Source organism: Streptomyces sp. ATexAB-D23 (assembly GCF_000373645.1).
GTDB lineage: Bacteria > Actinomycetota > Actinomycetes > Streptomycetales > Streptomycetaceae > Streptomyces > Streptomyces castrisilvae.
Window position 1 is genome coordinate 107,255 of the sequence record NZ_KB892068.1, and the last position, 26,824, is coordinate 134,078.

Genomic DNA, 26,824 nt, shown 5'->3' on the forward strand with positions numbered 1-26,824 from the left:
CGGTAGTTGGGGGCCGGCGCGTGCGGCCTTGGCGCCGACTGGGTGCGGTGCGGTGTGTGCCGGTCCTTGGACGGGTGACGCGTTCGGGCGGGGGGGGGTGGCGGGCGCGACGTTCGCTCGCGACTTGTGCGGAGCGGGGGTTGCTGTGCTGGGCGGCGAGGCTTCTTTGCGGTGCCCAGACGTGCTCGTCCCCGCGGGTGCGGGGAGCAGCGGCCGATGCGCTCCTCCGCGGCTGCGAGGGACCATCCCCGCGCGTGCGGGGAGCAGAGAAGCCGTACGGAGGCGAGCAGTTCGGAGAGGGGACCATCCCCGCGCGTGCGGGGAGCAGGTCCAGAACCCGGGCCGGGCGGCCGTGGAGTCCGGGACCATCCCCGCGCGTGCGGGGAGCAGGTCCCCGTACCGGCCGAGGCGGACCCCGGACCGGGACCATCCCCGCGCGTGCGGGGAGCAGAGCTCGCTCGGGTGCTTGCCGTTGCCGTAGGGGGGACCATCCCCGCGCGTGCGGGGAGCAGGGAGCCCTCCACCCGGCAGTCGAGCAGGCGCTGGGACCATCCCCGCGCGTGCGGGGAGCAGAGCTCGCTCGGGTGCTTGCCGTTGCCGTAGGGGGGACCATCCCCGCGCGTGCGGGGAGCAGGGAGCCCTCCACCCGGCAGTCGAGCAGGCGCTGGGACCATCCCCGCGCGTGCGGGGAGCAGCCAAAACCACCCCCGCCCCACCGGCCGCCGCCGGGACCATCCCCGCGCGTGCGGGGAGCAGGCGTGGACGGGGGCTGTGTAGATGGTGGCGAAGGGACCATCCCCGCGCGTGCGGGGAGCAGTCCTGGGCGAGCTGGTAGCGGCGTCCGAAGCGGGGACCATCCCCGCGCGTGCGGGGAGCAGGCGGCCCCTGTCTGATTCACTGCACTCATCAGGGGACCATCCCCGCGCGTGCGGGGAGCAGTCCCCGACAACAAGTGGATCATGGTGCCGGATGGGACCATCCCCGCGCGTGCGGGGAGCAGTTTGCCGCAGAGGTCGTGATCAACACGCTATGGGGACCATCCCCGCGCGTGCGGGGAGCAGTTTGCCGCAGAGGTCGTGATCAACACGCTATGGGGACCATCCCCGCGCGTGCGGGGAGCAGTCTGCGTGACCTGCGGCGTTACCTCGCGGGCGTACGCTTTCTGACCACTTTCACACAGTCCGACATAACCACCCCAAGGCTCCCATAGCAGGCATGCGTGGCAGCCTATAGGACCACCCATCCCCAGGCTCACCCCTTCACCGGGGCCACCATGCGTGCGCACGCTCACTCACTCACGCCCCATGTAGCGCGAGGCTTCCCGTGCCTGGTCAGGCTGCTTCGCTTCGACTCGAAGTGTCCCAGGCCCAAGCTGGGCCTGGGTAGCCGTAGGTTCTGCCAAACAAGTGGCTCTGGCCAGCAATCGGAGGTGCCGAAGAGCGACGGCCGCGTTGGCGTGGAGTGAGAACAGAGCCGCGCGTCGTACAGGACCGCGGTTTGGAGCCCTCCCTCCGCATGGCGACTTCGAACGGCCACCCTCCCTCATCCGGGCAGCACCGCGTCAGACCGCTCTACAACCCCCGCCCACTCGCGTTCACGGCACACGGGTAACTGCGCGCTGCTAGGCTGCACCGCTCTTACGCCGGATGCCCGGACCCGGGCGGAGAAGGAGCGGCACGGATGCCCCGAGTCATGCGGCAGGGCGGGCCGTTGAGGGAGCCCGTTGCCCCTCGTCTGCAGTCCCGTCTGGAGCCGGCCGAGCTGTGGCGGGATGCCCTCGAAGACGACGCGGTTGTCAAGCGCGTCGCCTACACGGGCACTTCGTTCGCTGGAGTACACGCGGAGGCGTTCGAGGCCGAGGGCTGCCGGTTCGAGGGCATCCGCTTCACCGGGGCCGTGCTGCGGCAGAGCCAGATCTCCGACTCTGCCCTCGCTACCTGCGACTTCGCCGAACTCAGGGCCCACGATGTGTCCCTGATCCGCTGCACCGTATCGGGCAGCCGCATCACCGGATCGGCCTGGAAGTCATCCACCTTCCGCGACGTCCGTTTCGAGGGCGGCAAGGCCGACCACGCGCTCTTCCGGGAGTGCAAGCTCTACGGCGTCGCCTTCGAGGGCGTCCCCATGCGCGGTGCGGACTTCCAGCGGTCCGAGATGCGCAACGTCCGCTTCACCAACTGCGATCTCACCGGCGCCCAGTTCGCCCACCTGGTCCCGGGAAGCGTGCGCTTCGAGAACTGCACCCTCACCGATGTGGGCGGCGCGGCCTGGCTGCGGGGCGTGGTGGTGCGGGGCCCCGGGGCTATGGAACTGGCCATGAGCCTGGCGCGGGAGGCCGGGATCGTCTTCGAATAGCTGCGTTCAGCCGTCCAGCGACTTGTAGGAAGCGAATTCAGGGCTGGTGATGCTCTGCTCGACGAATCGGAAGTCGATCTTCCGGCCGAAGGCGCCCAACTCGTCGAGCAGCATGGCACCATACGGTGTGAAGTAGGAGCGTCGCTCCTCCAATGAATCACAGGCGTCGGCGAGAGATTTGGTGTACTGGTCCACCAGAGCGCTCTTTGCGCAGCGGTGTTCCATATACATCAGAGGAACCGTGACTGCCGCAGCGTGGAACGCTTTGTCGAGCGGTCGCATCTGGCCGATCTTTACGGCCGAGAGCGCGCGATATTGATCTTTCTCCAGTTCTACAGACGGCAGGGTGAATGTGCCGTAGACCTTGTCGAGAACGAAGAGGCCCAGATGCAGACCCTCATGAACCAGGCACATCGCGTAGTCGAGGGTCTCCCAATCGGCACCTGGGCTCATCACCACGACACCGGGCAACTGGCTTGCGCTGCCACCACCGTCAGCGCCACTGTTGAGCACGACCAGGTCGGTGACCAGTAGATCCACCATGTACCGCAAGCCAGGGTGAATGTCTGTGATGAGTTGCAGGGCCTCATCGATCTGGACGCGCCACGCCTCACGCGTTGCCGAGTCGGTTCGGCCGGCTCCCTCGAAGATATGGGTGAAGATTCCGTTGCCCAGGCAGTACTGAGCCCAAGGACTGTCTTCGTACGCGATCGCGATGCCCTCTCCCCTGACGCCCAGCCCCGGGGGCCGGAGTTGCGTGGCCATCTCTCTGTATTCGGCCGGAAGGGTTTCGAGGCTGGGCAACGCGCCACTGCGGGCTCTTATGAGACGAGCGACGCTGGCGACCAGGTGACCGTTATTCATGAAGTGCATGACACATTCCTTCCCGAGTAACTGCTGAGGCGTGCGCCCGGCACGGGAGAATCCCGAATCCGGGCGCACTGAACGTCAGTTCGTCATGAGGGGGTCAGGAGGCCCAGCCGCCCATCATGCAGGAGTTTCCGTCGGTGAGAGCCGCCTGGACGTTGCTCTCGATGAAGGACTGCTGTGACGGGCTGTCGGACTGCACCTCTTCCAGTGCGGCGCTGAGCACGGTCTGGTCGAACGACTGGGTGATGGGGCCTGCGATCTGCGGTGCCATTGGATCCTTCTTTCTCTTTGGGGAGCGGAATATACCGAAAGATCGACTCCGCGTTTCGCGGCTTCCTCTTTCGTCGAGAGGACCATACCTAACTTCACGCGATGCGAAACCATTCAGTTCACTGTTTCCTGAATGACAGAATAGAGTTTTGAGGCAGCACAATGCACCGGACCGTGTCCGACTTGGCTGGCCCGGTAATTCATCTCGTGAAAGCTTTGACGACTGCTCATGCGTTCAGGACGCTCTACAGTTACCCACTTCCTTTTCCGGTTCTGGAGACAGGCTGCGCGAGTGCGCAGTGCTGGTGTTACCTATGTAGCGACTAGGGCATGCGGCACACCCGGAGAGCGCACCCTGCCGAAATGAGCAGCGAGCCGCCCGGTGTATTCATGAGTGAGTTACTTCTGTTTCCATCCCTGCTGGCGAGCGGGGCTGAATAGCTATGGGAACGGTTCGCAGGGCGCGGATGGGCGAGGGCATGAGAACGGCGATGGGGACGAGCATGAGGGCAGTGCCAACAGCAAAGGTTGCACGTATTCCGAAGGCAGCAACCAGAATCCCCGCGACGACTGCAGCCAGCGGGCGGGAGCCGGCGGACAGCCACGTACTGACGGACTGCATGCGCGCCTGAAATTCAGGTGCGCACAACACCTGTCGTGTTGATCTCTGCATGGTTCCGGCAGTGGCCGCACAGGCGAGCTGCACCACCAGAGACGAGGCCAGGACGATCTGCCAAGCGAAGCCCGGGTCGGCGAACAACAACGGGATCTCTGTCAACGGGGTAAGCGCAAACCCGACGATGATCGGTGGCCCGGGCCCAAACGATTCACTGATTCGAGGTGCCAGGAGGGCACCTATCAAGCTTCCGAGTCCGCCGATCCCCATTACCAGCCCAAGGGTGGCCGGACTCCAGTTGAGCATGGAGAGCAGAAAGAAGGTTCGATAGGTATTCATGATGCCCAGCGCAAAACCCAGCGTGGACAATGCTAGGATCAGAGGCCGAATTATCTCATGCCGGGCAACGTAACCCAGTCCGGTTCTGATCCCTTCGGCCATCCCAATGTGTTTCTGAAGCCGATAGTGCTGGGAGCCTCCCCGGATACGCCAGATACACCAGGCGCTCACGAGATGCGACAGCACATCGGCGAACACGGACCGAGCTGCCCCAAGCGCAGCGACCAGAGCAGCCCCTAAATTGCTCCCCGCACTGTCAGCCACTGAGAATGCGGCTCCAATTTTGGAGTTGGCATTCTGTAGCAGTTCTCCGTCGACAAGGTCCGGAAGGTAGCTGATAGCGGCCGCCTCGTGCAGCACCTTGGCAATGCCGAGCACGAATACGGCGCCGTAGAGATGGGGCATCCCGAGAACGCCGAGAACCGAAGCCAGCGGAACACTCACCAGGACGACGGCTGCCACCAAGTCCCCGGTGATCATCAGGAAGCGTTTCGAGTGCCGATCGGCCAACACACCGGCCGGCAGAGCGACCAGAAAGCTCGGCAATTGACTGAGGAACGCCAGAATAGCAACCTGCGCTGCGCTGGCGTGCAGGTCAAGAATAGCAACGGCAGGTACGGCGACGGCAGTGACCGCGCCTCCGGATAAACTTGCGCACTGGCCTGCCAGGTAGAGACGAAACCCTTGGTGCCGCCTCACCGCGTGACGCTTGATCGGCAACGATCCATCTTCAGTTTGCCCAACTTGCATCCGCGCGAGTCCACCTTCCTCTGGTTATCACAGGCGACGACTGCAAACCAGGAAAAATTTCGCGATGGCACACTCCTCTCCTCTACGGAAAACTATTCGGACTCTCTTCGGACTGGAACTCGTGGCGTGAAATCCCTTCGGCAGGATCACCGGTTCAACGCGTGAACTGCCATGAGCCCGCGTGGGCCCGTGCGCAGTATCTTGACATGTTCACACCAAGACACTTCCGCACACCTGGTGCGGAGAGGTTGGCTGAGATGCAGCCGTCCCGCTCCACGGCCCTCGGCATGACGTTTAAACCTCAGCCCGAGGTCAGCGGCTTGAACCGGCCCCGGGTTTCGCCGTTCCGGCGGGGCAAGGGCTCGACACGGATGATCCCGAGCTGGCCGGACTCCATCGACCCCGCCGGCCCGAGGCGGACCGCGCCGCTACTGGATACGGTCCAACTCGGGCCGGGGGACGCCGTGATGGCCGTTACGGCCGTGATAGCCGTGACCACAGCACGGCTGCCGTGAGGTAGTCGACGCCGTGAGCAACCGGCCACTGATGGCAGGGCCCCGCCGTTTGATCAGGAGGGTTGAACCGGCGGGAGCCGCCAGCGGCCGGAGTGGCCGGGCGGCAGTTCCATGTCGCGACGGACCGACGTGTAGTACTTCTCCCGCGCCACGCGCTGCTTCTCAAGCTGGGTCGACCATGCTTCGGCGGTACAGGCCGGTGCACGAAGAAGGGCTTCGAGCTCCACCACTGTGAGCGCCCATAGGTGCGCAGCATCGACCACCTCAGGGGAACCGAGCATCAGCAGCCCCTCTCCAGCGGGTGACCGGGCGTCATCGGCCTCGTCCAGAAGGGGGGCCGCTTCGTCGGGCGGCAAGGGCTGACGGTGCCCGTCGTGGCCGAAATGCGCGGCGACACGGCGGTTCAGAGTGACGGTCTTCTTCAGCGTCAACGCGTAATCGCTGTAGGCCGCGAGCCGCCGCTCCTGCCAGCGGGCTCCTTGCTCCCGCCGGAACCTCGCCCGATCGCCACGCATGACCACCACGTATGAGCCAAGAGCACCGATGACCAAGCCGAGCAGGGCGGGAAGCTGCTTTATGAACTCTGACACGGCTGCATGGTGATGCGTCATGGTGATGCATCAACTCTGGGCAATTCTCGGGGATTCGGTCTGTACGTCCGCTCAAGCGGCGGACTTCCACGCTCCGTTCCCAGGCTCTCGCTCTGGTCGTGCGGATGGTTGCCCAACACGCGCCAAGCTCTCGTTCGCGCGCCGGTCAAGGGCTTAGCTCATGCGGGTGAGTTTGCCGTGTCCGTCTGCGCCTGCCCTGGGGTCTCTGGAGCCTTGTATACGGCAACGTCGCACCGAACTACCTGATTGGACGCCCTCTTGAACAAGCGCATGCTCGCTGTCACTCCTCTCGCCCTCGTCGCGGGTCTGGTCTTCGCACCGGTATCCAGTGCCGCGCCCGGCGGTACGCCCGCCGTGGCTTGCGGGCGGCTCGTCGACGTCAGGACGCTGCCCGCCGGAACGAATCTGGACCTCCTGAACGAGGCGGCCAGGGGGTTGGGTTTGCGTGAGGTTCCTACAGTGGCCGGAGGCGGATGCGATGTCTCGATTCGTACCGACGCCTATTCGGGAACGACTCCGTACCCGAGGAAGGGTCCGGTCGTTCTTCGTGCCGGCGAGTACGCGCCGCGTCAGCAGTACTGCACGGACTCGGTGAGTGTGGATGGCGCGTTCACCTTTCCAGGAAGTGATGGTCCTCCGATTCCGGGGCTGGTTGTCTTCGCGTCTGGCTGCACCGAGGAGGTGAACCCGCTGCTGGTCTGAGCGGCGGGTTCAGGGCCGGGCGGTGATGACTCCGTCCTGCCCTTCGGTGTTCCGCTCGAAGGCGGCTGCGACGGCTTGTTGGCCTGGCTGACTCCCCTCTTCTTGGGTGAGGGCTTCGACGGGTTCGAGCGCTTCGGCGTGTTGAGACGTGGGAGCAGTCCCCGCGTGTGCCGGGAGCAGTGGGATCAGCCCGGCCGTGATCCACGTGGCCAGGGGCCATCCCCGCGCATGCGAGGATCAACGGTACGCCGCCTGCTGGCGAGTTCGTACCGTGGACCAGCCCCGCGCGTGCGGGGAGCACAGGAGGTCCACGAGCATCGCGTCATGCCCGCCGGGGCCATCCCCGCGCGTGCGGGGAGCAGGGTCGGTCCGCGGCTGTGCGAACACTTCACGTGGGACCATCCCCGCGCGTGCGGGGAGCAGCATGATGGGGCCCCGACGAGTTCTGACGTTCAGGGACCATCCCCGCGCGTGCGGGGAGCAGGCCCGGCGACTCCACAACCGCTTCAACGCACTGGGACCATCCCCGCGCGTGCGGGGAGCAGCGGCGTCGGCGGAGCGCTCGTAGAAGTCGGGGGGGACCATCCCCGCGCGTGCGGGGAGCAGAAGCTCGATCAGCCTCGCGAACCGATCGTACTTGGACCATCCCCGCGCGTGCGGGGAGCAGGCGAGACCGGTGATCACCGGTCCGTGTTCGTCGGGACCATCCCCGCGCGTGCGGGGAGCAGTCTGTGTGACCTGCGGCGTTACCTCGCGGGTGTACGTCTTCTGACCACTTTCACACAGTCCGGCATAACCACCCCAAGGCTCCCACAGCAGGCACAAGCGGCGCGCTGCGAGGTCAACCCATCAGCCCGGCCACCGTGCGCGCCCTCTCGATCGATTGCTTCATGGCCATCGTGGAGTCCTCCAAGGCCCGATTCTCATCGTGGAGATGCGAGACACAGAAAAGGTACGCGACCTGTCGTACCCGCCGACCGATCCCGCCTTTGAGAGCGCCGCCTCCTTGTCTCACGCGACGCGTCAATGACCCAACCGACGTCGCGCGTCGAACCGGCGCAATACTCGCACCACGCGCCACACTCCTGTCGCCGCTCCCACCAGCCTGCCCCCAGTCAACACACCGTCCCGCGCCGTACCAGAGACTCCAAAGACCAGCACGAGAACCAGCGCGGCGGCGAGCACTACCGCAGCCAACAGCGCGGCCGTCACCAGGGCGAAAACGATTTCTAACGTCATCGCGTCCTTTTCCCACCGTGACTCGCGTCCCGCGTCCATGCCGCAAGTCTTACACCCCGCCCATCCACAGCCGCCTCGCTCTGCCACCGCTCTCGCCCACCCACTGCGGCGGCGCAACCAACTGAGTTGACACGCGTCGAGCCGTAAACCATCCGTCCCTCCAACTCCCACAACGGCAGCGAGTTGTAGAACTTCCGGGGCGGGCGCGATGCCGGTGATCGGCATGAGGCCGACGTCGAGGACCTGATGACCCAGTGCGCCCCGTGCCCGTACATACAGCTCCCCGAGTGACGGTGCGTGCGCGGCGCCCGTCGCTGACCGTAGGAGCGAGCACGTGGTCGGCCCAGCGAGGCCACCATTCCTGATTCGTCCTTGCGGATGAAGCCGAGGCCTCCGGGGGGGGCGGTGAACGGAAGAGGATCTTCTTAGCCTGGGGACGACGCTCGTTGAGCCGCCGGGTCGCGTCCCACGCCGCCGACCTCGGCCGGGTTGGGCGTGCCCGCCGGCGCGGGCGGGCAGCAGCGGCGGTTCAGGCTACCTAAACCGGGATCAGCCCCGCGAATGCGGGGAGCAGGGGGGACCACCCGGCCACCGGCACCATCGGCCTGGGACCATCCCCGCGTCAGCAGGGAGCACAACAGCCTGTTCGCCCTGATGCTGCCCAGCATCGGACCATCCCCGCGCGTGCGGAAGCAGAGCAGCGTCACGGATTCGGTGTAGCGCGTGTAGGGACCATCCCCGACCGTGCGGGGACCAGCCTTCGCGGACGCCGAACGCGGTTCCGGAGTAGGGACCATCCCCACGCACGCAGGGAGCAGCACCCCTCCTCGGTTAAAAGGGCGGTGTAGATGGGGCCATCCCCGCGTGTGCGGGAAGCAGCCGAAGCGGGGCCAGTCCGGGTGGCGCTCGGTCGTCCACCAGGTGTGGGCGGCCCTGACCTCGTCCCAGAGGTGGCGGGGGCCATGCTGCCAGATGCGGGTTTCCCGGCCGTCGTGGGTCAGGGCGCAGGCCCAGGAGCGGTCGTTCAGGCTGTAGAACCAGTGGGGTTCGGCACCGTTCCGTTTCTCCGCGGCCACGTACGTGCAGTCGCGTACGCGCAGGCTCAGTGCGAACGTCAGCGCGCTGAAGCGGTCGCCGGACGCGAGGGCCGCCGGCCGCGCGGGCGACCAGGTTGTTCGTCGAACTCATCTGTTCCGTCCTCTCGGTGGGGGCATTCGCTCTGGCGCGGCTTCTACAGGCGGTACCGGGCGTGCCTGCTGTTGGTTTCTCGTACGCGTTCGCGGATGCCGTCCGGCGATCCCGGCTGCGGCGGTGCGTCCGGTCAGAGGGCCGCGCCGCATCTGCACGGAGGGAACTCCGCCAGCGATGCGTAGCGCGTGAGGCCGGGGCCCTTCCGCGGGGCGTCCCCGCCCGTGCGGGTGGGGAGTGGGCCCGGTGCCGGGGCGGCTCCATCCTCTTCAACAGGCACGCTTCCGTGCCCCTCCGTATCCATTTCACTACCAAACGCACTCAGCGTGGCCTAGCCTCACAAGGTCAGCGACGTGGCAGTCAGGGAAGACATATTGGTCAACCTCAAGGAACTGAATCCGGACGCGTCGCCACAGGCTGCCTACGGTGCGCGTCTACGCAGGATGCGCGAGGCGCGCGGCTGGATTCAGGATCACCTCGCCTCGATGGTCGGATGCACCGGGCGCCACATCTCAGCAATCGAAACTGGTCGCAAATCGGCAACCCTGCCGTTCTCGCGGAGACTGGACGTCACGTTCGAAATCGCAGGTACGCCCGATTCGTTCGAGCGTGAGTAGCGCGAGACGAAGCACGGCAGTCTGTTGGAGGGCTTCCCCGAGTACGTGGGGCACGAAGGCCGAGCCGTTGAGATCGGGCTGTCCGAGATCGGCATCCTCCCTGGCCTGATGCAGACCCACGCTAACGCGCGGGCCGTGGCCGAAGGTGATCTACAACGCGGCTCCATCACGCCCGAACAGGTCGACGAGCGCGTCTCGTTCCTGCTGGATAGGCAGGCCACGTTGGTAAGGGTCCGGCCACCGATGGTATTCGTCGTCATGGACGAGAGCTGCCTGCTTCAGGCTGTCGGCGGGCCGAAGGGCGTGGCCGCCCAGTTGCAACGACTGGAGGAGTTGGCGGCGCTCCCCAACTGGTTCTCCATGTCTCCCCGTTCGGAATCGGCGCACGCAGAGCGTTCAACCTGCCGGTCAACCTGCTCACGCTCGCCGACCGGTCCGTAGTCGCCTACGCCGAATCACAAGCGCAGGGTCACGTCGACCGGGAGCCGTCGTTCGTAGTACCCATGCTCACGGCCTACCATCAACTGCAGGGCGAGGCGCTGTCGCAGGCAGCGACAGCGGCCGAGATCAGCCAGTTGCGAAAGGGAGCCCCGCGACGAGGAATCCCCCCGCTGGTACAAGTCCTCGTACAGCTCGAACGGCGGCAACTGCGTCGAGGTCGCCGCCAACCTCGCCATCGCTGCCAGGATCGTCCCCGTCCGTGACTCCAAGCAAGCGACCGGCCCTGTCGTAACCGTCTCCGCCGATGCCTTCGCCGAGTTCGTCGCAGGCATCCAAGCCGGCACCGTCTGACCGGTCGCCGTAGCACTGTCCCCAGCAAGGGGCCTCACTCGGGGCTGATCACCGCCCTACCTCGCCTCACTCCGCCGACCGGGTCTACGGGCCTCGCCCATGTGCCGCTCGGCCTACATATCGGTCGTCTGTATCACTGAGACCAGGGGCAATCCCCGCGCGTGCGGGGAGCAGGTTCGCGGCGCCGGGCATCACCTTCAGCGCGCGGGACCATCCCCGCGCGTGCGGGGAGCAGAAGCTGCCGAGCGCCGGGTTGGGCCAGGCCCAGGGACCATCCCCGCGCGTGCGGGGAGCAGTGATCGTTGTCAGCGAGCGGCTCACTGTGCCGGGGACCATCCCCGCGCGTGCGGGGAGCAGCCGACCTTGCGGGGCACCTGCCGGCCGCGGTCGGGACCATCCCCGCGCGTGCGGGGAGCAGCCGACCTTGCGGGGCACCTGCCGGCCGCGGTCGGGACCATCCCCGCGCGTGCGGGGAGCAGGCGATGCTCGAAGGCGGAGCGTGGGCGCTGACGGGACCATCCCCGCGCGTGCGGGGAGCAGGCTCCGCTTGCGCTCCTGCTGGTCACCCCGTTCGGGACCATCCCCGCGCGTGCGGGGAGCAGCTCTGTCCGGGCCTGGACAGGCCGTCAGTCGCGGGACCATCCCCGCGCGTGCGGGGAGCAGCGCGGCGCATGCCAACAGGCGCTCCGGCGTGCTGGACCATCCCCGCGCGTGCGGGTAGCAGTTCACCCCGGACCAGGCCGTGGCGATCCTGAAGGGACCATCCCCGCGCGTGCGGGTAGCAGGGTGCGTGACCTGCGGCTTTACGCTGCGTGCGCGCCGTTTCTGACCACTTTCGCGCAGTCCGGCATATCCACCTCAATAATCGGATAGCAGGCAGACAGCCCAGTCCCGGCCAACAACCCTACCGTCCGCGCCAATCTCCCCACCCCCACCCACCACGCGCGCACCCAAGGCTCAGGGCGAATGTCAGCGCACCGAACCGGTCGGCCTCCGGCCAGGGCCTCGCCGTCTCGCCGTCTCGACCAGGTCCAACGTCGATGGCGCGCCCGGTGGTTGATGGGACGACCCCCTCAAGCCCGCCCCCCGTCCGCCGGCAGGTACCCCAGTTGGGCCGCGTGGACGCCTGCCTGGAAGCGGCTGCGGGCGTCCAGGTGGCCGAGGAGGCCGGTGGCTATGCGGCGGGCGGTTCGGGGGGAGACGCCCAGGCGCTTGGCTATGGCCTCGTCCGTGTAGCCGCGGGCCAGCAGGCGCAGGGTTTCGTGTTGTTGCCGGGTCAGCGAGTGGTCAGCGGGCTTCTCGGACGGGCCGTGGGGTTCGGCGCGGTCCCAGACGCTTTCGAACAGGGCCTCCAGCGCCGCGATGAGGCCCGGACCCGACACGACGAGCGCGCCGAGCGAGGAGTCCTGGTCGTCCAGGGCGACCAGGGCGAGGCGGTGGTCGGTGATGATCATGCGGGTGCTGAGCGAGGGAGCGGTGCGGATCTCGGCGCCGAGCGAGGCCAGCCAGGTCACATGGGCCACCGTGGGCGGGTGGTTGTGGATGCTGTCGAGGTAGACCGTACGCATCCGCACCCCGCGCTCCAGGAGTTCCTGGTTGAGCGGGCGGGAGGCGTGCATGTTCTCCTCGGTCTGCGCGCCGCCCGTCGCGAAGGTCAGGATCTCCTCCTCCACCTCCTCGTGCAGCCGGGTCAGGTAGTCCCGTACGTGGTCCACGCCGTCCAGATGCACCACGGGTGACTCACCGGCTGCGGGATGGGTGGCGGGGAGGCCGCAGAGGAGTTCGGCCACGGCGGCCTCGCCGTCCGCCAGCCGCTGCCGCTCGGCGGCGAGCAGGGCGCGGCGGCGGGACAGGAGCATCTCCAGGCCCAGCCGGGGGTCGACCACGTGCAGTCGCCGCTCCCCGGCGTTCGCGGCCGGGCGCACCAGGGACAGGTCGAGCAACTCCTTGACAGCGCCGTCGAATTGCTCCTGTGTCAGTTGGAGGTGAGAGCGATGCTCCGCGAGGGACGCGTACGGCTGGCCGAGCAGTGCCCGGTAGACGACCTCCGCCGTGGCGTCCAGACCCAAAGGGTCGAGCATCGTCCCTCCTCGCTAGGAGCTCTGTCGCTTAACGGAGTTATTTCCGCAGACGCCGCCGTCTACTCTTCAGCACCCCGTTGACGCTGCGGTAAAGAGCATGGCACGAGCGCGTGAGCGAGGGCAGGCGGGCTCCCGGTGGCCGGGACGGACGGATGCGGGCGTCCACATGCTGGACGGAAGGGGCCATGGCCTCATCGGTCCACCGGTCTCACCTTCACCGTTGCGTCGCTCGCGTACAAAACTCACGGTGCTGTCGAACGCTCCCCACCGATGGTTCGAAGGGCTTCCGCATGACGCGTCTCCACCGGTTCTCCTGTACCGCTCTCCTGTCCCTGGCCCTGAGCGGCGGGGTTCTCGCCATGACCCCCGCGTACGCCGCAACCGCTTCCGCCGTACAGAACGCCCAGACCGCCCAGAACGCCCCGGCCGCCTCCGACTCCGCCACCGATGCCCCCGGTCCCGCCGCCCTGCTCACGCCCCCGGGCGACCAACCGCACGACTTCGGCTGGCAGTAGTCGTCCCCTCCGGGACGGCGCTACGAGGCAGGCGGCCCGACGGGCCGCGGAGAGTGCACGGGAAGGCGGACGACGGTGCTGTTCCAACTGCTCGGGCCCCTGAGCATCACCGATGGGCGGGACGTCGTGGTTCTCCCGCCCTCCAAGCCGACCGCGCTCCTGGCCGCCCTGCTCATCCGGCCGGGGCGGGTCGTCTCCACCGACCACCTGCAAGAAGCCGTCTGGGGCGAGGAGCAGCCCACGACGGCCAAGGCCGCGCTACAGAGCTGTGTGCTCCGGCTGCGCCGGATCTTCGCCAAGTACGGCATCGAGGACCAGGCCGTCGTGGCGGTCGCCGGCGGCTACCGCATCCACGCCGACGCCGAGACCCTCGACCTGCTCCACTTCCGGCAGCTCGTCGGCCGGGCCGCGACGGCCGGTGAGGACTCCGAGCTGTACACCCTGCGGGCCGCACTCGCCCTCTGGCAGGGGCCGCTGCTCGCCAACGTGCCCTCCGGGCTGCTGCACCGGGACGAGGTGCCACGGCTGGCGGAGGAGCGCCTGCGGGTCCTGGAACGGGTCTGCGACATCGAACTGGAACACGGCCGCTGCCGCGAAACTCTTGTTGATCTATGGGAAGTTACGCGCGTATACCCGGCTCACGAGCGGTTTTCCGAGCAGCTGATGCTGGCCCTGTACCGGACCGGGCGGCAAACGGAGGCGCTGTCGGAGTACCGGAGGATCAAGACGTACCTGCGCGAGGAACTCGGCGTCGACCCCCGGCCCGGACTCCAGCGCCTGGAACTGGCGATCCTGCGGGGCGACGAGCTGGGCGCCCCGGACACCGGGCACGCCCCCGTCTCGCTCGTGTCCCCCACCGCCCCGCCGGCCCCGCTTCCGCCGGCCGTCCCGGGCGGGGGCGGAGCCGTGTCCCGCCCCGGCGGCGGTACGGCGGTGGCGCCCCTCCCCGCGGTGCCCGGCTTCACCGGCCGGCGGAGGCAGGTGGAGGAGCTGGTCGCCCTGCTGACGGACACCGGCCCCGCCCTGTTCGGCGCCGACGGGGACGGCCACTCCTTCGACGGGCGGCCCGGTACGGGGCCCGAGCGGGCCCCGGTGGCCGTGCTCTCCGGGGCGCCCGGCATCGGCAAGACCGCGCTCGCCCTGCACGTGGCGCGCCTGGTGGGCGGGGACTTCCCGGGCGGCTGCCTGCTGCTGCCGCTGACCCTGCCCGACGGCACCCCGCGCCCGACGGAGGAGGCCGCGGCCGAACTCCGCGACGCGCTGCCCGCCCCGGCCGGCGCCGGGCGGGGCCGCACCCTGCTGATCCTCGACGACGTCGTCCACCCCGACCAGGTGCGCCCCCTGCTCACCGCCAACGCGGGCGGCGCCGCGATCGTCACCAGCCGGATGGGGCTGGCCGCCCTCGTCGCCACGCACGGCGGAACCGTGCACCGGCTCGGCGCGCTCGGCCCCGAGGAGTCGGAAGCCCTGCTCACCGCCGTACTGGGCCGGGAACGTGTCGCCGCCGAGCCGTCGGCCGCACGGCTGCTGGCCTCGGTGTGCGGGCACCACCCGCTCGCCCTGCGGATCGCCGCCGCCCGGCTGCTCACCCGGCCCCTCCTCAAGCTGGCCGACTGCGCGGACTGGCTCCGGCACGACCTGCCGGGCCGCCTCAGCCTGGCCGACGACCCCCGGATGTCCGTACCCCTGACCCTGGACGAGGCCCTGGGCCGGCTCCCCCCGGTGCTGGCCGAAGCGCATCTGCGGCTCGGGGCGGCGACGCACGGCCGGCTCACCACGGATCTGGCCGCCGCCGTTCTCGGCGTTCCGTGGGAGACGGCCGAAGACGTGATGGAACGGCTCCTCGACGCGGGCCTCCTGGAGGAGGAACACCCCGGCGCCTTCCGGATGCACGAACTGCTGCGCGCACACGCCCGGCGCGCGACCGCCCCCTCCGTCGGCCATGCCCCGGCCCTCCTGCGCCCGCCGCGGCGCGGGGAGACACCCCAGGCGGGCAGTACCCGTCCCACCGCCCTGCGGTGACACCCCGTCACCGCACTGTGGACACCACCCCCCGTGTCCCCCCGGACCGGCCACCCGGCGCCTGAGCCCCGGATCCGGCAGCCTCCGCCCGACCGTGCCCGGACCAGCACCACATGCACCACATGCACCACACACACCACATGCACCACACGCGCATCACGAGTACCACCAGCACCTCCAGCACCACCAGCGCCGCGAGCACCCCCAGCGCCACGAGCACCTCCAGCACCGCCAGCACCCCCAGCACCACCAGCACCACCAGCACCGCCCATGACACCCGGCACCACCCGCTCCGTACTCCCCCCTACGCCCCTACAGCCGGACAGGGCGGCCCGTGCCCCGGGCCGGCCGTCCCACCCCCAGAACAAGAGGTGTGACGCACCCATGGCAGCAACGCCGTACACAGAGACCGCAGGGACCCGGCCACGAGTCCGCCGTGACGTCCTGTTCACCGAGACACCCGACGGCGTGATCTTCCACAACGCCGACGGAGGGTTCCGGCTCACCGCCAGGTCCGGCTACCGGTTCGCCACGCTCATCGTGCCCCACCTGGACGGCAGTAGATCCGTCGAGGAGATCTGCGAGGGCTTCGGCGACCGGCAGAAGGCGATGGTCGGCGAACTCGTGCAGGCCCTCTACGCGCGCGGCTTCGCCCGCCCCGTACCGGCACCGGACGAATCGGCGGCCCTGCGGACGGCCCCCGCCCCCGCCGAGCGCTTCGCCCAGCAGATCGCCTACGTCGACCACTACGCGGACGACGCCGACGCCCGGTTCGCCCGCTACCGCGCCACCCGGGTCGCCGTGCTCGGCGACGGTCCGGTGGCCCGCTGGTGCGTGCTGTCGCTCATCCGCAACGGCTGCGCCACCATCGGCGTCGATCCCGCCCTCGTCGACGGCTCCGGGGGCACCACGGCCGAGGAGTTCGCGGAGGTCCACCGGGAGGCAGCCCGGCTGGCCGAGGAGGACTGCCCCGTCGAGCTGTCCGTGCTCCCCGAGCCGCCCGCCCCCGGGGCCGCCGGCGACGGCTGGGCGGCGTACGGGGGGTACGACTTCGTCGTCACCGCGGCCGGTCCCCATGTGCCGGGCACCGTGCTGTCGTTGCTGCGGGAAGGGGTGCCCGAGGGGCGGACGCTGCTCCCGGCGTGGACGTTCCAGGGCCGGGCCGTCGTCGGGCCGGTCATGACCTCCCGGGCGGCGGCCTGCTGGGCCTGCGCGGCCCTGCGGCTGGGCGCGGCCGGCGGTGCGGCCGACGCGGCGGCGGCCGGGCTCTGGAGCGGGCTGGCCCTCGGCACCGGCACCCCCGGCGCCCAGCCCTCGGGCCCGCTCGCGGCGATGCTCGGCAACCTGCTCGGCTACGAGGTGTTCCGCCTGGTCACCGACGCGCTGCCGGCCGAGACCCGTGACCGGCTGCTCATCCAGGACATGGCCTCCTTCGACGTGGCGTCGGAGCCGCTGCTGCCGCACCCCGCCTGCCCGTTCTGCGCGCTCCCGGCCGCCCTTCCCGAGCCGGTCGACCTGGCCTCCGCTCCGGCCCGCCCGGCGTTCCTCCCGACCGTGGCCACCGCCCCCGACGACGAGGCCGCGCAGGGCCCGCTCGCCGAACTCGAACGCCGCTCCGCCCTCGTCCGCCCGCACGCCGGGGTGTTCACCGCCTACGCCGACGAGCGGCTGACCCAGACCCCGCTGAAGGTGGGCGCGGTCGTCCTGGGCGGCCTGGGTACCCCCGGCCCGAGGACGGTCACCGCCTTCGACGTCCACCACACCGCCGGGGCCCGGCTGCGGGCGCTGAACGCCGCCGCCACGGTCTACGCCGAGCACGTGGTGCCCGCGCCGGGACCCGACGACGCCACGGCGGAGCTGCCCGCCGTGGACCCGGACACCCTCACCGTCGCCTCCGGGACCGGCGGGACCGGGGCGGCCACCCGCTGGACGGCGGCCGTCTCCCTGCTCACCAAGGAGGCGGTGCGGGTGCCGGCGGGCGCGGTGCGCCCCTTCGGCGCGGACAACGCGGACCGGCGCTTCGAACCCACCCGGGCCGGTGCGGGGGCCGGTGCGGACCTGCCCGAGGCCGCCGCGGCCGGCCTGCTGTCGGCGCTCGCCCACGACGCGCTGCGCCGGGCCGTACGGGGAGCCGGAGCGGTCTGCGTGATCACGCCCGAGACGCTCGGCGAAGAGCCCGAACCGGTGTTCCTGCTGCGGTCGGCGGCCCACCTCGGCCTCACCGTCGAGCTGCTGGACCTCGGCGAGCGGGCGCACTCCGGGGCTTCGGTCGTCCTCGCCAGGACGACCGGCACCTCCGCCCCCGCCCTCTGGGCCGTCGGCGCGGCCCCGGACCTCGCCTCGGCTGCCGTGGACGCCCTGCGGGACCTGCTCGGCGAGGCGCAGACGGCCGACGGGCGGGCGGAGTCCGCCGACGGCACGGGCGCCCTGGACACCGGGGACCCGCTGCTGCGCGACCTGGACCCGGCGCTCGTCCCGGTCACCTCCGGACAGCCCGCCGCCCCGGACACCCCGGCCGGCGGGAACGACGCCGGGTGGACCCGCGTCCTGGAACGCCTCGCCGCCGCCGGGCGGGACGCCCTGGTCGTGCCCACCCACGCCGCCGACCTGCCGACCGCGGGCATCCACACCGTCCGCGTCCTGCTCACCCGGGCGGCCGCCGATGCCGGCTGAGACCGCCGTACGCCCCCGGCCGGCCGAGCCCTCCGAAGCCGTCGACCGGTTCGCCGCGGCCCTGCGGGACGCGCTCGGTGAGACCGGTTGCGCGCAGCCCGTGACCGTGGCGCGGCTCGGCGTCCGGGACGCGTACGCGCCGGCCGGCGCCACGGGCGGGGACACCCCGGCCGACGGCGCCCTGCCCGTCCATCTGTACGGCCGCCAGGTGCTGATCGGGCCGTGGCCCGCCCCGGACGGGCGCGCGGGGTGCGGGACCTGTCTCGCGCGCCGCTGGCAGGGCGTGCGCTCGGTGTCCCTGCGCGAGGGCCTCGAACTGGGCAACGGCACCCGGCCGGTGGGCGACTGGCCGTACGGCACGGCCTTCGCCGTCACCGCCGTCACCGCCCTGGTGGCGGGGCTCGCCGGGGCGGAGCCGGAGCCCGGACCGTACCCCCGGGTCCATCTGCTGGACCTGGACGCCATGACCGTACGCAGCCACCCCCTCGTCCCCGACCCGGAGTGCCCCGGCTGCTCCACGCCCCGGCCCGACACCGCCGAGGCCGCCGCGCTCACCCTGCGGCCGGCGCCCCCGTACCGGCCGGGTGTCTTCCGGGTGCGGCGGGTGGAGGACTACCGGCTGCCGGAGGACGCCTTCGTCAACCCGCACTGGGGCGCGCTCGGTTCCTCGGTGATCTGCGACGTCGCCTCCACCACCACGTCCGCCACCGTCGGCTGCTTCTCGACCCGCTCCGGGGACTACCTCCGGGAGACGTTCTGGGGCGGCCACGCGGACACGTACGCCCACAGCCGGAGCATCGGGGTCCTGGAGGCGCTGGAGCGCTACGCCGGGATGCGGGCCCGTGCCAGGACCACCCGTCTCACCGCCTCCCTCGACGAGCTGGGCCCCGACGCAGTCGATCCGCGCGAAACCGGGCTGTACGCCGAGGAGTTCCACACGGCCAACCCCCGGGTGCGGCCGTTCGCCCCCGACCGGAAGATCCCCTGGGTGTGGGGCTGGTCGCTCCGCGACGACCGCCCGCGCCCGGTCCCCGAGATCCTCGCCTACTACCACGCGCCCGGCCTGGAGAACCGGTTCGTGCAGGAGAGCTCCAACGGCTGCGCCTCGGGCGGCAGTACGGAGGAGGCCGTCTACTTCGGCCTGATGGAGGTCATCGAGCGGGACGCCTTCCTGCTCTCCTGGTACGGGCAGGTGCCGCTGCGCGAGATCGACCCGTCGACCAGCTCCCGCCCCGCCACCCGGCACATGGTGGACCGGCTGGCCATGTACGGCTACCGGGCCCGCTTCTTCGACACCCGGATCAGCTTCCCCGTCCCCGTGGTCACCGGCTGCGCCGAACGCTTCGACGGCGCCACCGGCCGGATGTGCTTCGGCGCGGGCGCCGGGCTCGACCCCGAATCCGCCCTGGACTCCGCGCTCTGCGAGATCGCCACCGACGCGGTCAACCTCGTCGGCCGGACGCTGCGGGACGAGGAACGGCTGCGCGCCATGGCCACCGACTTCGACCGGGTCACCACCCTCCACGACCACCCGCTGTCCTACGGAATTCCCGAGATGGGCCGGCACGCCGACTTCCTGCTGCGGCAGCCCGGACCCCGCCCGCCGCTCGCCGTCGCCGACCTGGCCTGGCCGGACACCGGGGGCGCGCAGGCCACCCCCGACCTGCGCGCCGACCTGCTGCGCGCGGTCGGCGCCGTCACCGCCGCCGGATACGACGTGGTCGTCGTCGACCAGACCCTGCCCGAGCAGCGCGCGCTCGGACTGCACACCGTCAAGGTGCTGGTCCCGGGGCTGCTCCCCATCGACTTCGGCTGGTCCCGCCAGCGCGCCCGGCACATGCCCCGGATGCGGACCACCCTCGGCCCCGCCGGACTCAACCCCGCACCCCACCCGTTCCCATGACCGCACGTCAGCTCCGCCCGCCCATCCGAGAGGGGACCGACCCCATGGGATACGCCCATGAGTACGCCGACGCCGTCCTGCACCGCGGCCGCATCCCGATGGAGCCCGCCGACTTCGTCCCCGACTGGCCCGACGCCCCGCGCAGGGGCAAGTTCTACCCGGGCGTGGAGCCCTACGCCCTCCCCGACGGCGACGGCCTCCCGGACGCCCCGGCCGCACGCGGTCTGCTGCCCGCCCCGGACGGCGGCAGGGCGGCGGACGACCCGGCCGGCTTCACCCTCCCGCTGCTGTCCGCGATGCTCAAGGACTCCTACGGGCTGACCGGCCGCCGCCTCGGCATCCAGGCCAACAGCGACCTGTCCGGGCTGCCGCTGCACACCCACGCCAACTGGTCCCGGGGCACCGCGGGCGGCGGCGGCCTCTACCCGGTCAGCATCTACTGGGCGTCCGGCCCGTCCGGCCCGCTGACCCCCGGCATCCACTACTACGACGTCCAGCGGCACGCCGTGCAGCGGGTGCTGACCGGCGACGTCTCGGCCCGCGTCCGGGAGGCGCTCGGGCCGGACGCCCCCGCCGAGGCCCGGGAGACCGACCAGTACCTGATCCTCGGAGTCAAGTACTGGCAGAACGCGTTCAAGTACAACAGCTTCTCCTACCACGTGGTCTCCACCGACCTGGGCACCCTCGTGCAGACCTGGCGGATCTGGGCGGGCGCCCGGGGCCTCGTCACCTCGCCCGTGCTGTGGTTCGACGAGCCCCGGCTGAACGGCCTCCTCGGCACCGAGGGCGAGGAGGAGGGCGTGTTCGCCGTCGTCCCGCTGCGCTGGGACGCCCCGGCCCCGGCCGCCGCGGCGGCCCCCGCGGGACCCGACCCGGCCGTCCGCCACCGGGACGCCGAACGGTCGCGCACCGTGCTGGAGTTCCCCACGCTCCTCGCCATGCACGCCGCGACCACCCAGGGTGCGACGGACCGCCCCGCCCCCGGGGCGCTGGCCGCCGCCGCCGCGCCGCCCGCCCCGGCGGGCGGCACCCGCATCGCCCTCCCGGCCCCGGTCTTCCCCGCCGTCCCCGTGCGGCACGCCCTGCGCACCCGGCGCAGCAGCTTCGGCCGCTTCGACTCGGCGAACCCCGTCACGCCCGACCAGCTCTCCGCCGTCCTCGCGGCCTGCGCCGGGACCTCGCTGCCCAGCGAGGCGGACCCGGACGGGGCGGTGCGGCAGGCCCGGATGTACGCCTTCGTCAACCACGTCGAGTCCATCGAGCCGGGCGCGTACGTCTACGACCCCGAGGCGGGCGAGCTGCGGCTCGTCGAGGCGGGGCCGCAGGGGGCGTTCCTCCAGGACAACTACTTCCTCGCCAACTACAACCTGGAGCAGGCGGGGGCCGTCCTCGTGCCGACCGTCCGCACCACGGCCGTGCTGGACGCGGTCGGGGACCGCGGCTACCGTCTGGCGGCCGGAACGGCGGGCGCCGTGGCCCAGACGTTCTACGTGGCCGCCGCCGCGCTCGGGCTCGGCGCGGGCGTCGCCCTGGGCTTCGACAACATCTCGTTCATCGAGAAGCTCGGCCTGGACCGTGTCCGCGACGTCCCGGGCGACGGCGACGAGGCACCCCTGCTGATCATGCCGCTCGGCAACGAGCGCCCCCGGCCCGCCGACTTCCGGCACGAGATCGCCTGACGGGAACCCATCGATGACACTCCTGACACCCGACACCGCCCCCCGTCCGCCCGACGTGTGGGAACCCGGGCACCGCTTCCTGCTCCGTGCGGCCGGCCTGCCCCTGGAGACCGTCCGGGGCCTGCGCTGCCCCGGAACCGGCGACTGGGCGAACGAGGTCCTGGAACTGGAGCAGTGGCTGACCGCCGAGGGCGCCGCGCTCAGCGAGCTGCTGCACGGGCTGCTCGGCGCCGCCGACGCGGCCGGCAGCGACGCCCGCCGCCTGCTGCTCACCCTCCGCCGCGAGGTCTTCAACAACCGTCTGCCCGCCGACCCCGGGGCCGCCGAGCGCCTGGTGACCGGGCTGGCCGAACCGGCCGGAGCACGGCTCGCCGGCTGGCTGGCCCGCCGGACCCGGTACCGCGATCTCCTGGCCCAGGGACCCGGGCTGCTGGCCGGGGAGATGCGGGCCGCGCGCCGGGCGCTGCGCGAGGCGCTGTCCGGGGACCGCCTCCGGCTGGGGCTGCTGCTGGCCTCGCCCACGCTGGACAGCAGGCTCGACGGCTACCTGAAGGACACGAGCGCCGAGCCGGGCAAGCGGATGCGGAAGATCGAGCGTTCGGCGCTCACGTACCTCTACCGCACCGCGTGCAAGACGAGCCCCTTCAGCACCCTGACCGCCGTCGCCACCGGCACCTTCGACGCCGGCGCCCCGGACTCCGCTCCCCCCGCCCTGCGCGTCGGCGAGGAGTGGACCAGCCATGTCCGGCTCAATGTCGTCGTCCTCGGCCGGCTGGCCGACCTGATCCTCGCCGACCCCGTGCGCCGCCAGGACCTCCCCGTCGTCCTCGCCCCGGGCTGGGGCCGCGACGAGGACCGCATCCGCTACGTCCGCCAGTGGGTGACCACGGGCGACGACAGCGCGGCCGTCACCTTCGACGCCGTACGCGACCGGCTGTTCTACCTCCGCAGCAGCGGCACCCTGGACCGGCTGCTCACCTTCTTCTCCACCCACGAACGGCTGCGCCACCGGGACCTCGTGGACCTGCTGCGCACCGAGCGGGGCGCCGAGCCGGAAGAGGCCGAGCGTTACGCGGCCGCCCTGCTCCAACTCGGCATGGTGCAGGTGCCGGGCCTGCGCACCGATGTCCACAGCCCCGACCCGCTGCGCTCCTTCCAGCAGGCCCTGCGCGGTCTCGGGGCCCCCTGGGCGGACGCGGTCGCGGCGGGGCTGGACGGACCGGCCGCCTGCCTGGCCGCGTACCCCGGCGCCCCGCTCACCGAGCGGCGCACCCTGCTCCGCACGCTGCGCGCCCAGCTCCTGGACGTCCAGCGGGAGCTGGGAGCCGAGGACCCCGCGCTCCCGCAGACCCTGGTGTACGAGGACGTCAGTGCGGGCGAGGACCTGCCCGGCGGGCCCGGACCGCTGGCCGGTGCCACCGGACAGGCGCTGCGGCGGGTCGAGGGCATCCTCCCGATGTACGACATCACGCTGCCCCAGCGCATCACCCTGCGCGGCTTCTTCCTGGCCCGTCACAAAAGCGGCGGGCGCTGCGACGACCTGCTCGGCCTGGTGCACGACTTCCACGAGGACTTCTTCGACCAGTACATCTCCTTCACCTCCAAGCGCAGCGCCTTCGACGCCGACGGGGAGTACGTCCCCGAGGAGAACTGGCTCGGCCAGAGCGCCCTGCGCACCCTGGACACCGCCCGGCGGCGCTTCGTCGCGGGTATGCGCGAGCAGTGGGAGAAGCACGGCGCGTCGGACGAGATCCGGCTCCCGGCCGGTCTCCTCGCCGAGGTGTCCGATGAACTCGCCCCGATCACACCGGACTTCACGCCGCAGAGCCACCACATCCAGGTCGCCGGGGCGGGCCCGGACGGGCAGCCGCTGGTCGTCCTCAACCGCTCGTACGGCGGCCTCGCCTTCCCCTTCAGCCGGTTCACCCATGTCTTCGACCCCGACGGCACGACCGCCCCGGACACCGCCCCCGGCCTCTCGGAGCGGCTGCGCGGCGAACTCCTGGCCCACGCACCCCAAGGCGCCGTGCTCGCCGAGCTGACCGGGGGGCCGATCACCACCAACCTCAATCTGCACGAGCGGCTGACGAGCCACCAGATCGTCTGCCCCGGTGAGACCTCCACCGTCCCCGAGGACGCCCGCATCCACCTGGAGGACCTCTACCTCCAGCACGACGAGGACACCGACCGGCTCGTCCTGCGGTCCCGGCGGCTGGAGTGCGAGGTCGTCCCCGTCTACCTCGGCTACCTCGTGCCCGTCGCGCTGCCGGAGATCCCCCGCACCCTGCTGCTGCTCTCCCCGAGCACGATGACCCCCACCGACCCGTGGGGAGGCGTCCCCGAGGGCCCCGCCCACGACGGGGTCACCCGCAGGCCGCGCGTGGTCCACGACGGGGTCGTCATCAGCCGCCGCAGCTGGACGGCCGAGGCCCGCGTCCTGCCCGCCCGGACGCCCGGCGCCGACGAGGCGGAGTGGTTCCTCGGCTGGCGGCGCTGGCGGCGCACCCACCAGCTGCCCGCCCAGGTCTTCGCTACGGTCCTGCGCGAGGGGCGCCGCGCCCTGGGCGCCAAGCCCCTCTACGTCGACTTCGACAGCCCGTTGTCCCTGACCGCGTTCGACGCCCTGCTGGAACGCGGCCCCGGAGACTGTGTGGTCCTGCGGGAGGCGCTCCCGTCCGAGGACGCCCCGCACGTGATCTCCGAACAGGGGCACCACGTCGCCGAACTGGCCGTGGAAACCTTCACCTCCCGCCCGCGTACCGAGGACGGCCCGACATGCCGGAACTGATCTCGTCCAGCCCCGCCGCCCGCCCCGTCGACACGGAGCGGGGGGAGTGGATCGCCCTGCACGTCTTCTACGCGGCCAGCCCCCGGCCGATGCTGGTCAACTGCGTGCGGCCGCTGGTCGCCGAGCTGACCGCCGAGGGGCTGCTGGCCGGCCACTTCTTCATCAACTACTGGCTGGAGGGGCCGCACGTCCGGCTCCGGCTGCGCCCCGCGAGCCCCGAGGCCGCTCCCGAGGTGCGGCGCCGCGCCGAGGAGGCCCTGACCGCCTTCCTCCGCACCCGGCCCGCCCTCTACGAGGTCGACTCCGGGTTCCTCAAGGACTTCTACAACGCCCTGTTCGACATCGAGTTCCCCGGCGAGGACCGGGGCCTGTACATGGGCGAGGACGGCCGGATGAACCTGCGGCCGAACAACTCCTTCAGCCTGGAGCCGTACGCCCCCGAGTACGCCAAGTACGGCGGCCCGGCCGGCGTCGAGCTGGCCGAGTGGCACTTCCGGCACTCCAGCGACCTGGTCATCGACGCCTTCCGCACCATGAACCTCCACCTGCGGACCGTGCTGCTGGGCACCTCCGCCCAGCTGATGATGGTCATGGCGAGCTGCTTCCTGCCGGAGGAGGACCGGCTCGCCGACTACCTCGACGGCTACTACGCGTTCTGGCACCGCGCGTTCCCCGGCACCGGCTTCATCGGATCGCAGGAGTACGAGCGCAACTACGCGCAGATGGCACCCGCCCTGGGGAGCCGCTTCGCCGCGATCCGCTCCGCCGTAGCCGCAGGTGAGCTGGGCCGGCTGCCGTCCTTCCTGCGCGGCTGGGCGGAACACTGCCTGGAGCTGCGGGACCGCGTCGCCGATCTCGCCACCCGGGGCGAACTCCTCTTCCCGGTCTGGGACGGGCCCGCCCGCGAGGACACCGGCCAGCAGCGTTCCAAGCCGGCCGAGGCGGCCCCCCTGGAGAAGCTCACCCATGTGCCGGCCGTCCTGCCCCGGCTGCTCTCCCCTTACATGCACATGACCAACAACCGGCTGCATGTGACGATCCGCGACGAGGCCTACCTCTCCTTCGTCCTGGGCCAGGTGCTGCGCGAGCCGGCGGGCCCGGCCGGTGCCGTGGCGGACGACGCCGGTACGGACACGGCGGCGGGCGCGTGAACCCGGCGACCGACCGCGCGCGGGCCGCCGCCCGCGCGTACCGGCCCGCGCTCGGGCCCGGGGTCCTCATCAGCCCGCCCCTGCTGCGCGGGCCCCGCACGGTGTACCTGCTCAAGCACCCCGTGAGCGGCGCCGCGTTCGAGGTCGGGCCCAAGGAGCACTTCCTCATCTCCCGCCTCGACGGCACCCGCACCCTCGACGACCTCGCACCCGCCTACGCCGAGCGCTTCGGCCGCCGGCTCGCCGAGGAGCACTGGAACAGGCTCCTGGGCCTCCTCGGCACCCGGAGCCTGCTGGCGGGCGCCCCCGACCCGCCGCCCGCCGCCCCGGCCCCGGCCCGCACGGGCGGCTTCTGGGCCGGCACCCGCCTCCTGGTCGCCGACGCCGACGCGACCACCGCCCGGCTGCACCGCGTGCTGCGCCCCCTGCTCCACCGGGCCGTCCAGCTCCCCCTGCTGGCAGCCGTCCTGGTCACCGTCGTGGCCCTGGTCCTGAACGCCGGGGAACTCCTCGACGGCACGGCCCGGCTGGTCCGGGAGCCGGCCGCCCTGGTGGCCGTCGCCCTGTTCCTGTGGTTCAGCATCACCCTGCACGAACTGGCCCATGGCATCGCCGCCCAGCACTACGGCGGCCGGGTCACCGAGATCGGGCTGCGCTGGCGGCTCCCGGCGGCGATGCTCTACTGCACCGTCGACAACTACCTCTTCATCCCCGGTCTGCGCGCCCGGCTCGTCATCGCCGGGGCGGGCGCGCACCTCAACATGGTGCTGCTGCTGCCCTTCGCCCTCTGGTGGTCCCTGCTGCCCCACGGCGACCCCACCAGGGCGCTGCTGGCCGGACTCCTGCTGCTCGGCGCCGTCCAGGGGCTCAGCAACCTCGTCCCCCTGCCCCCGCTCGACGGCTACCGCATGCTCGGCCATCTGCTCGGCACCGCACGCCTGGCCCCGGAGACCCGTACGTACCTGGCGCTGCGCCGAAGCGACGCGGGCGCCGCGGCCGCGTACCCGCGCCGGGCCCGGCGTCTCTACACGGCGTACGCCGCCGGCTTCGCCGTGCTCGTCCTCCTCGCCGCGGCCGGCACCTGCACCGCGGCGTACCTGCTCCTGACGGGGTGACCCGAGGTGACCGCACCGCGCGCACATCCCCGA

General features: G+C 71.1%; 17 protein-coding genes, 2 pseudogenes and 2 CRISPR repeat arrays. Of the genes and pseudogenes, 12 read left to right on the top strand and 7 right to left on the bottom strand.

Annotated features, from left to right (window positions below):
• The first annotated feature begins 181 nt into the window (after positions 1 to 181).
• Positions 182 to 1,122: a CRISPR direct-repeat array (repeat unit 29 nt; unit sequence GGGACCATCCCCGCGCGTGCGGGGAGCAG).
• Positions 1,123 to 1,680: 558 nt separating this feature from the next.
• On the top strand, positions 1,681 to 2,355 hold the full coding sequence (locus B082_RS0131795) for a pentapeptide repeat-containing protein (RefSeq protein WP_106435567.1): 675 nt from the start codon (positions 1,681 to 1,683) through the stop codon (positions 2,353 to 2,355).
• A gap of 6 nt (positions 2,356 to 2,361) precedes the next feature.
• Here B082_RS0131795 and B082_RS0131800 read toward each other — a convergent pair whose 3' ends face one another.
• From B082_RS0131800 to B082_RS0131820, 4 genes are all read right to left on the bottom strand, one after another.
• Entirely contained in the window at positions 2,362 to 3,228 is an 867-nt protein-coding gene (locus B082_RS0131800) for an aKG-HExxH-type peptide beta-hydroxylase (RefSeq protein ID WP_018555828.1), read from the bottom strand.
• Positions 3,229 to 3,322: 94 nt separating this feature from the next.
• Positions 3,323 to 3,496, bottom strand: a complete 174-nt coding sequence (locus tag B082_RS39350; protein ID WP_018555829.1) for a hypothetical protein — start codon at positions 3,494 to 3,496, stop codon at positions 3,323 to 3,325.
• A gap of 387 nt (positions 3,497 to 3,883) precedes the next feature.
• A complete protein-coding gene (locus B082_RS0131810; protein ID WP_078622706.1) occupies positions 3,884 to 5,200 on the bottom strand; it encodes an MFS transporter in 1,317 nt (438 codons plus the stop codon).
• 568 nt (positions 5,201 to 5,768) lie between these two features.
• A complete protein-coding gene (locus tag B082_RS0131820; RefSeq protein WP_018555832.1) occupies positions 5,769 to 6,305 on the bottom strand; it encodes a hypothetical protein in 537 nt (178 codons plus the stop codon).
• Positions 6,306 to 6,584: 279 nt separating this feature from the next.
• Between B082_RS0131820 and B082_RS39355 the strand changes: the two genes are divergently transcribed.
• Complete coding sequence (locus B082_RS39355) at positions 6,585 to 7,028, top strand: hypothetical protein (RefSeq protein ID WP_158688923.1); 444 nt, start codon at positions 6,585 to 6,587, stop codon at positions 7,026 to 7,028.
• 1,023 nt (positions 7,029 to 8,051) lie between these two features.
• Here the strand turns inward: B082_RS39355 and B082_RS38485 are convergent.
• Positions 8,052 to 8,306: a DUF6332 family protein gene (locus B082_RS38485; RefSeq protein WP_026250406.1), complete on the bottom strand. Its 255-nt coding sequence runs from the start codon at positions 8,304 to 8,306 to the stop codon at positions 8,052 to 8,054.
• A 1,523-nt stretch (positions 8,307 to 9,829) separates the two neighbouring features.
• Between B082_RS38485 and B082_RS40165 the strand changes: the two are divergent.
• Together B082_RS40165 and B082_RS38495 are read left to right on the top strand one after the other, a co-directional pair.
• Positions 9,830 to 10,665: pseudogene (locus B082_RS40165) on the top strand (helix-turn-helix domain-containing protein); the annotation flags it as partial.
• Positions 10,666 to 10,672: 7 nt separating this feature from the next.
• Positions 10,673 to 10,864, top strand: a pseudogene (locus tag B082_RS38495) (DUF397 domain-containing protein); the annotation flags it as partial.
• Positions 10,865 to 11,009: 145 nt separating this feature from the next.
• Positions 11,010 to 11,649: direct repeats of the CRISPR family, unit length 29 nt; unit sequence GGGACCATCCCCGCGCGTGCGGGGAGCAG.
• Between the two features lie 288 nt (positions 11,650 to 11,937).
• On the opposite strand, the gene B082_RS0131840 reads toward B082_RS38495, so the two are convergent.
• On the bottom strand, positions 11,938 to 12,945 hold the full coding sequence (locus B082_RS0131840) for a helix-turn-helix domain-containing protein (protein ID WP_018555834.1): 1,008 nt from the start codon (positions 12,943 to 12,945) through the stop codon (positions 11,938 to 11,940).
• Between the two features lie 290 nt (positions 12,946 to 13,235).
• Here B082_RS0131840 and B082_RS38735 point away from each other — a divergent pair, with 290 nt between their 5' ends.
• The gene (locus B082_RS38735) at positions 13,236 to 13,460 is read left to right on the top strand and encodes a hypothetical protein (RefSeq protein ID WP_018555835.1); all 225 of its coding nucleotides are present in this window, start codon (positions 13,236 to 13,238) and stop codon (positions 13,458 to 13,460) included.
• Between the two features lie 75 nt (positions 13,461 to 13,535).
• Positions 13,536 to 15,482, top strand: coding sequence for an AfsR/SARP family transcriptional regulator (locus tag B082_RS0131850; RefSeq protein WP_018555836.1), 1,947 nt, complete (start codon positions 13,536 to 13,538; stop codon positions 15,480 to 15,482).
• A 7-nt stretch (positions 15,483 to 15,489) separates the two neighbouring features.
• Here the strand turns inward: B082_RS0131850 and B082_RS39655 are convergent, their stop codons facing one another.
• Positions 15,490 to 15,747: a hypothetical protein gene (locus tag B082_RS39655; protein ID WP_018555837.1), complete on the bottom strand. Its 258-nt coding sequence runs from the start codon at positions 15,745 to 15,747 to the stop codon at positions 15,490 to 15,492.
• A gap of 119 nt (positions 15,748 to 15,866) precedes the next feature.
• Here B082_RS39655 and B082_RS0131860 point away from each other — a divergent pair, with 119 nt between their 5' ends.
• The 6 genes from B082_RS0131860 to B082_RS0131885 are packed head-to-tail and all read left to right on the top strand — an operon-like array spanning position 15,867 to position 26,791.
• A complete protein-coding gene (locus B082_RS0131860) occupies positions 15,867 to 18,155 on the top strand; it encodes a TOMM precursor leader peptide-binding protein (RefSeq protein ID WP_026250407.1) in 2,289 nt (762 codons plus the stop codon).
• Positions 18,145 to 20,058, top strand: a complete 1,914-nt coding sequence (locus tag B082_RS0131865) for a TOMM precursor leader peptide-binding protein (protein WP_018555839.1) — start codon at positions 18,145 to 18,147, stop codon at positions 20,056 to 20,058. Before B082_RS0131860 ends, B082_RS0131865 begins: the two co-directional genes overlap by 11 nt.
• Positions 20,059 to 20,102: 44 nt before the next feature.
• A complete protein-coding gene (locus B082_RS0131870) occupies positions 20,103 to 21,737 on the top strand; it encodes a nitroreductase family protein (RefSeq protein ID WP_018555840.1) in 1,635 nt (544 codons plus the stop codon).
• A 13-nt stretch (positions 21,738 to 21,750) separates the two neighbouring features.
• Positions 21,751 to 24,525, top strand: a complete 2,775-nt coding sequence (locus tag B082_RS0131875) for a lantibiotic dehydratase (protein WP_018555841.1) — start codon at positions 21,751 to 21,753, stop codon at positions 24,523 to 24,525.
• A complete protein-coding gene (locus tag B082_RS0131880; protein ID WP_018555842.1) occupies positions 24,513 to 25,676 on the top strand; it encodes a lantibiotic dehydratase C-terminal domain-containing protein in 1,164 nt (387 codons plus the stop codon). Before B082_RS0131875 ends, B082_RS0131880 begins: the two co-directional genes overlap by 13 nt.
• Positions 25,673 to 26,791: a M50 family metallopeptidase gene (locus tag B082_RS0131885; RefSeq protein ID WP_018555843.1), complete on the top strand. Its 1,119-nt coding sequence runs from the start codon at positions 25,673 to 25,675 to the stop codon at positions 26,789 to 26,791. The genes B082_RS0131880 and B082_RS0131885 overlap by 4 nt, the downstream gene beginning before the upstream one ends.
• The last annotated feature ends 33 nt before the right edge of the window (positions 26,792 to 26,824 follow it).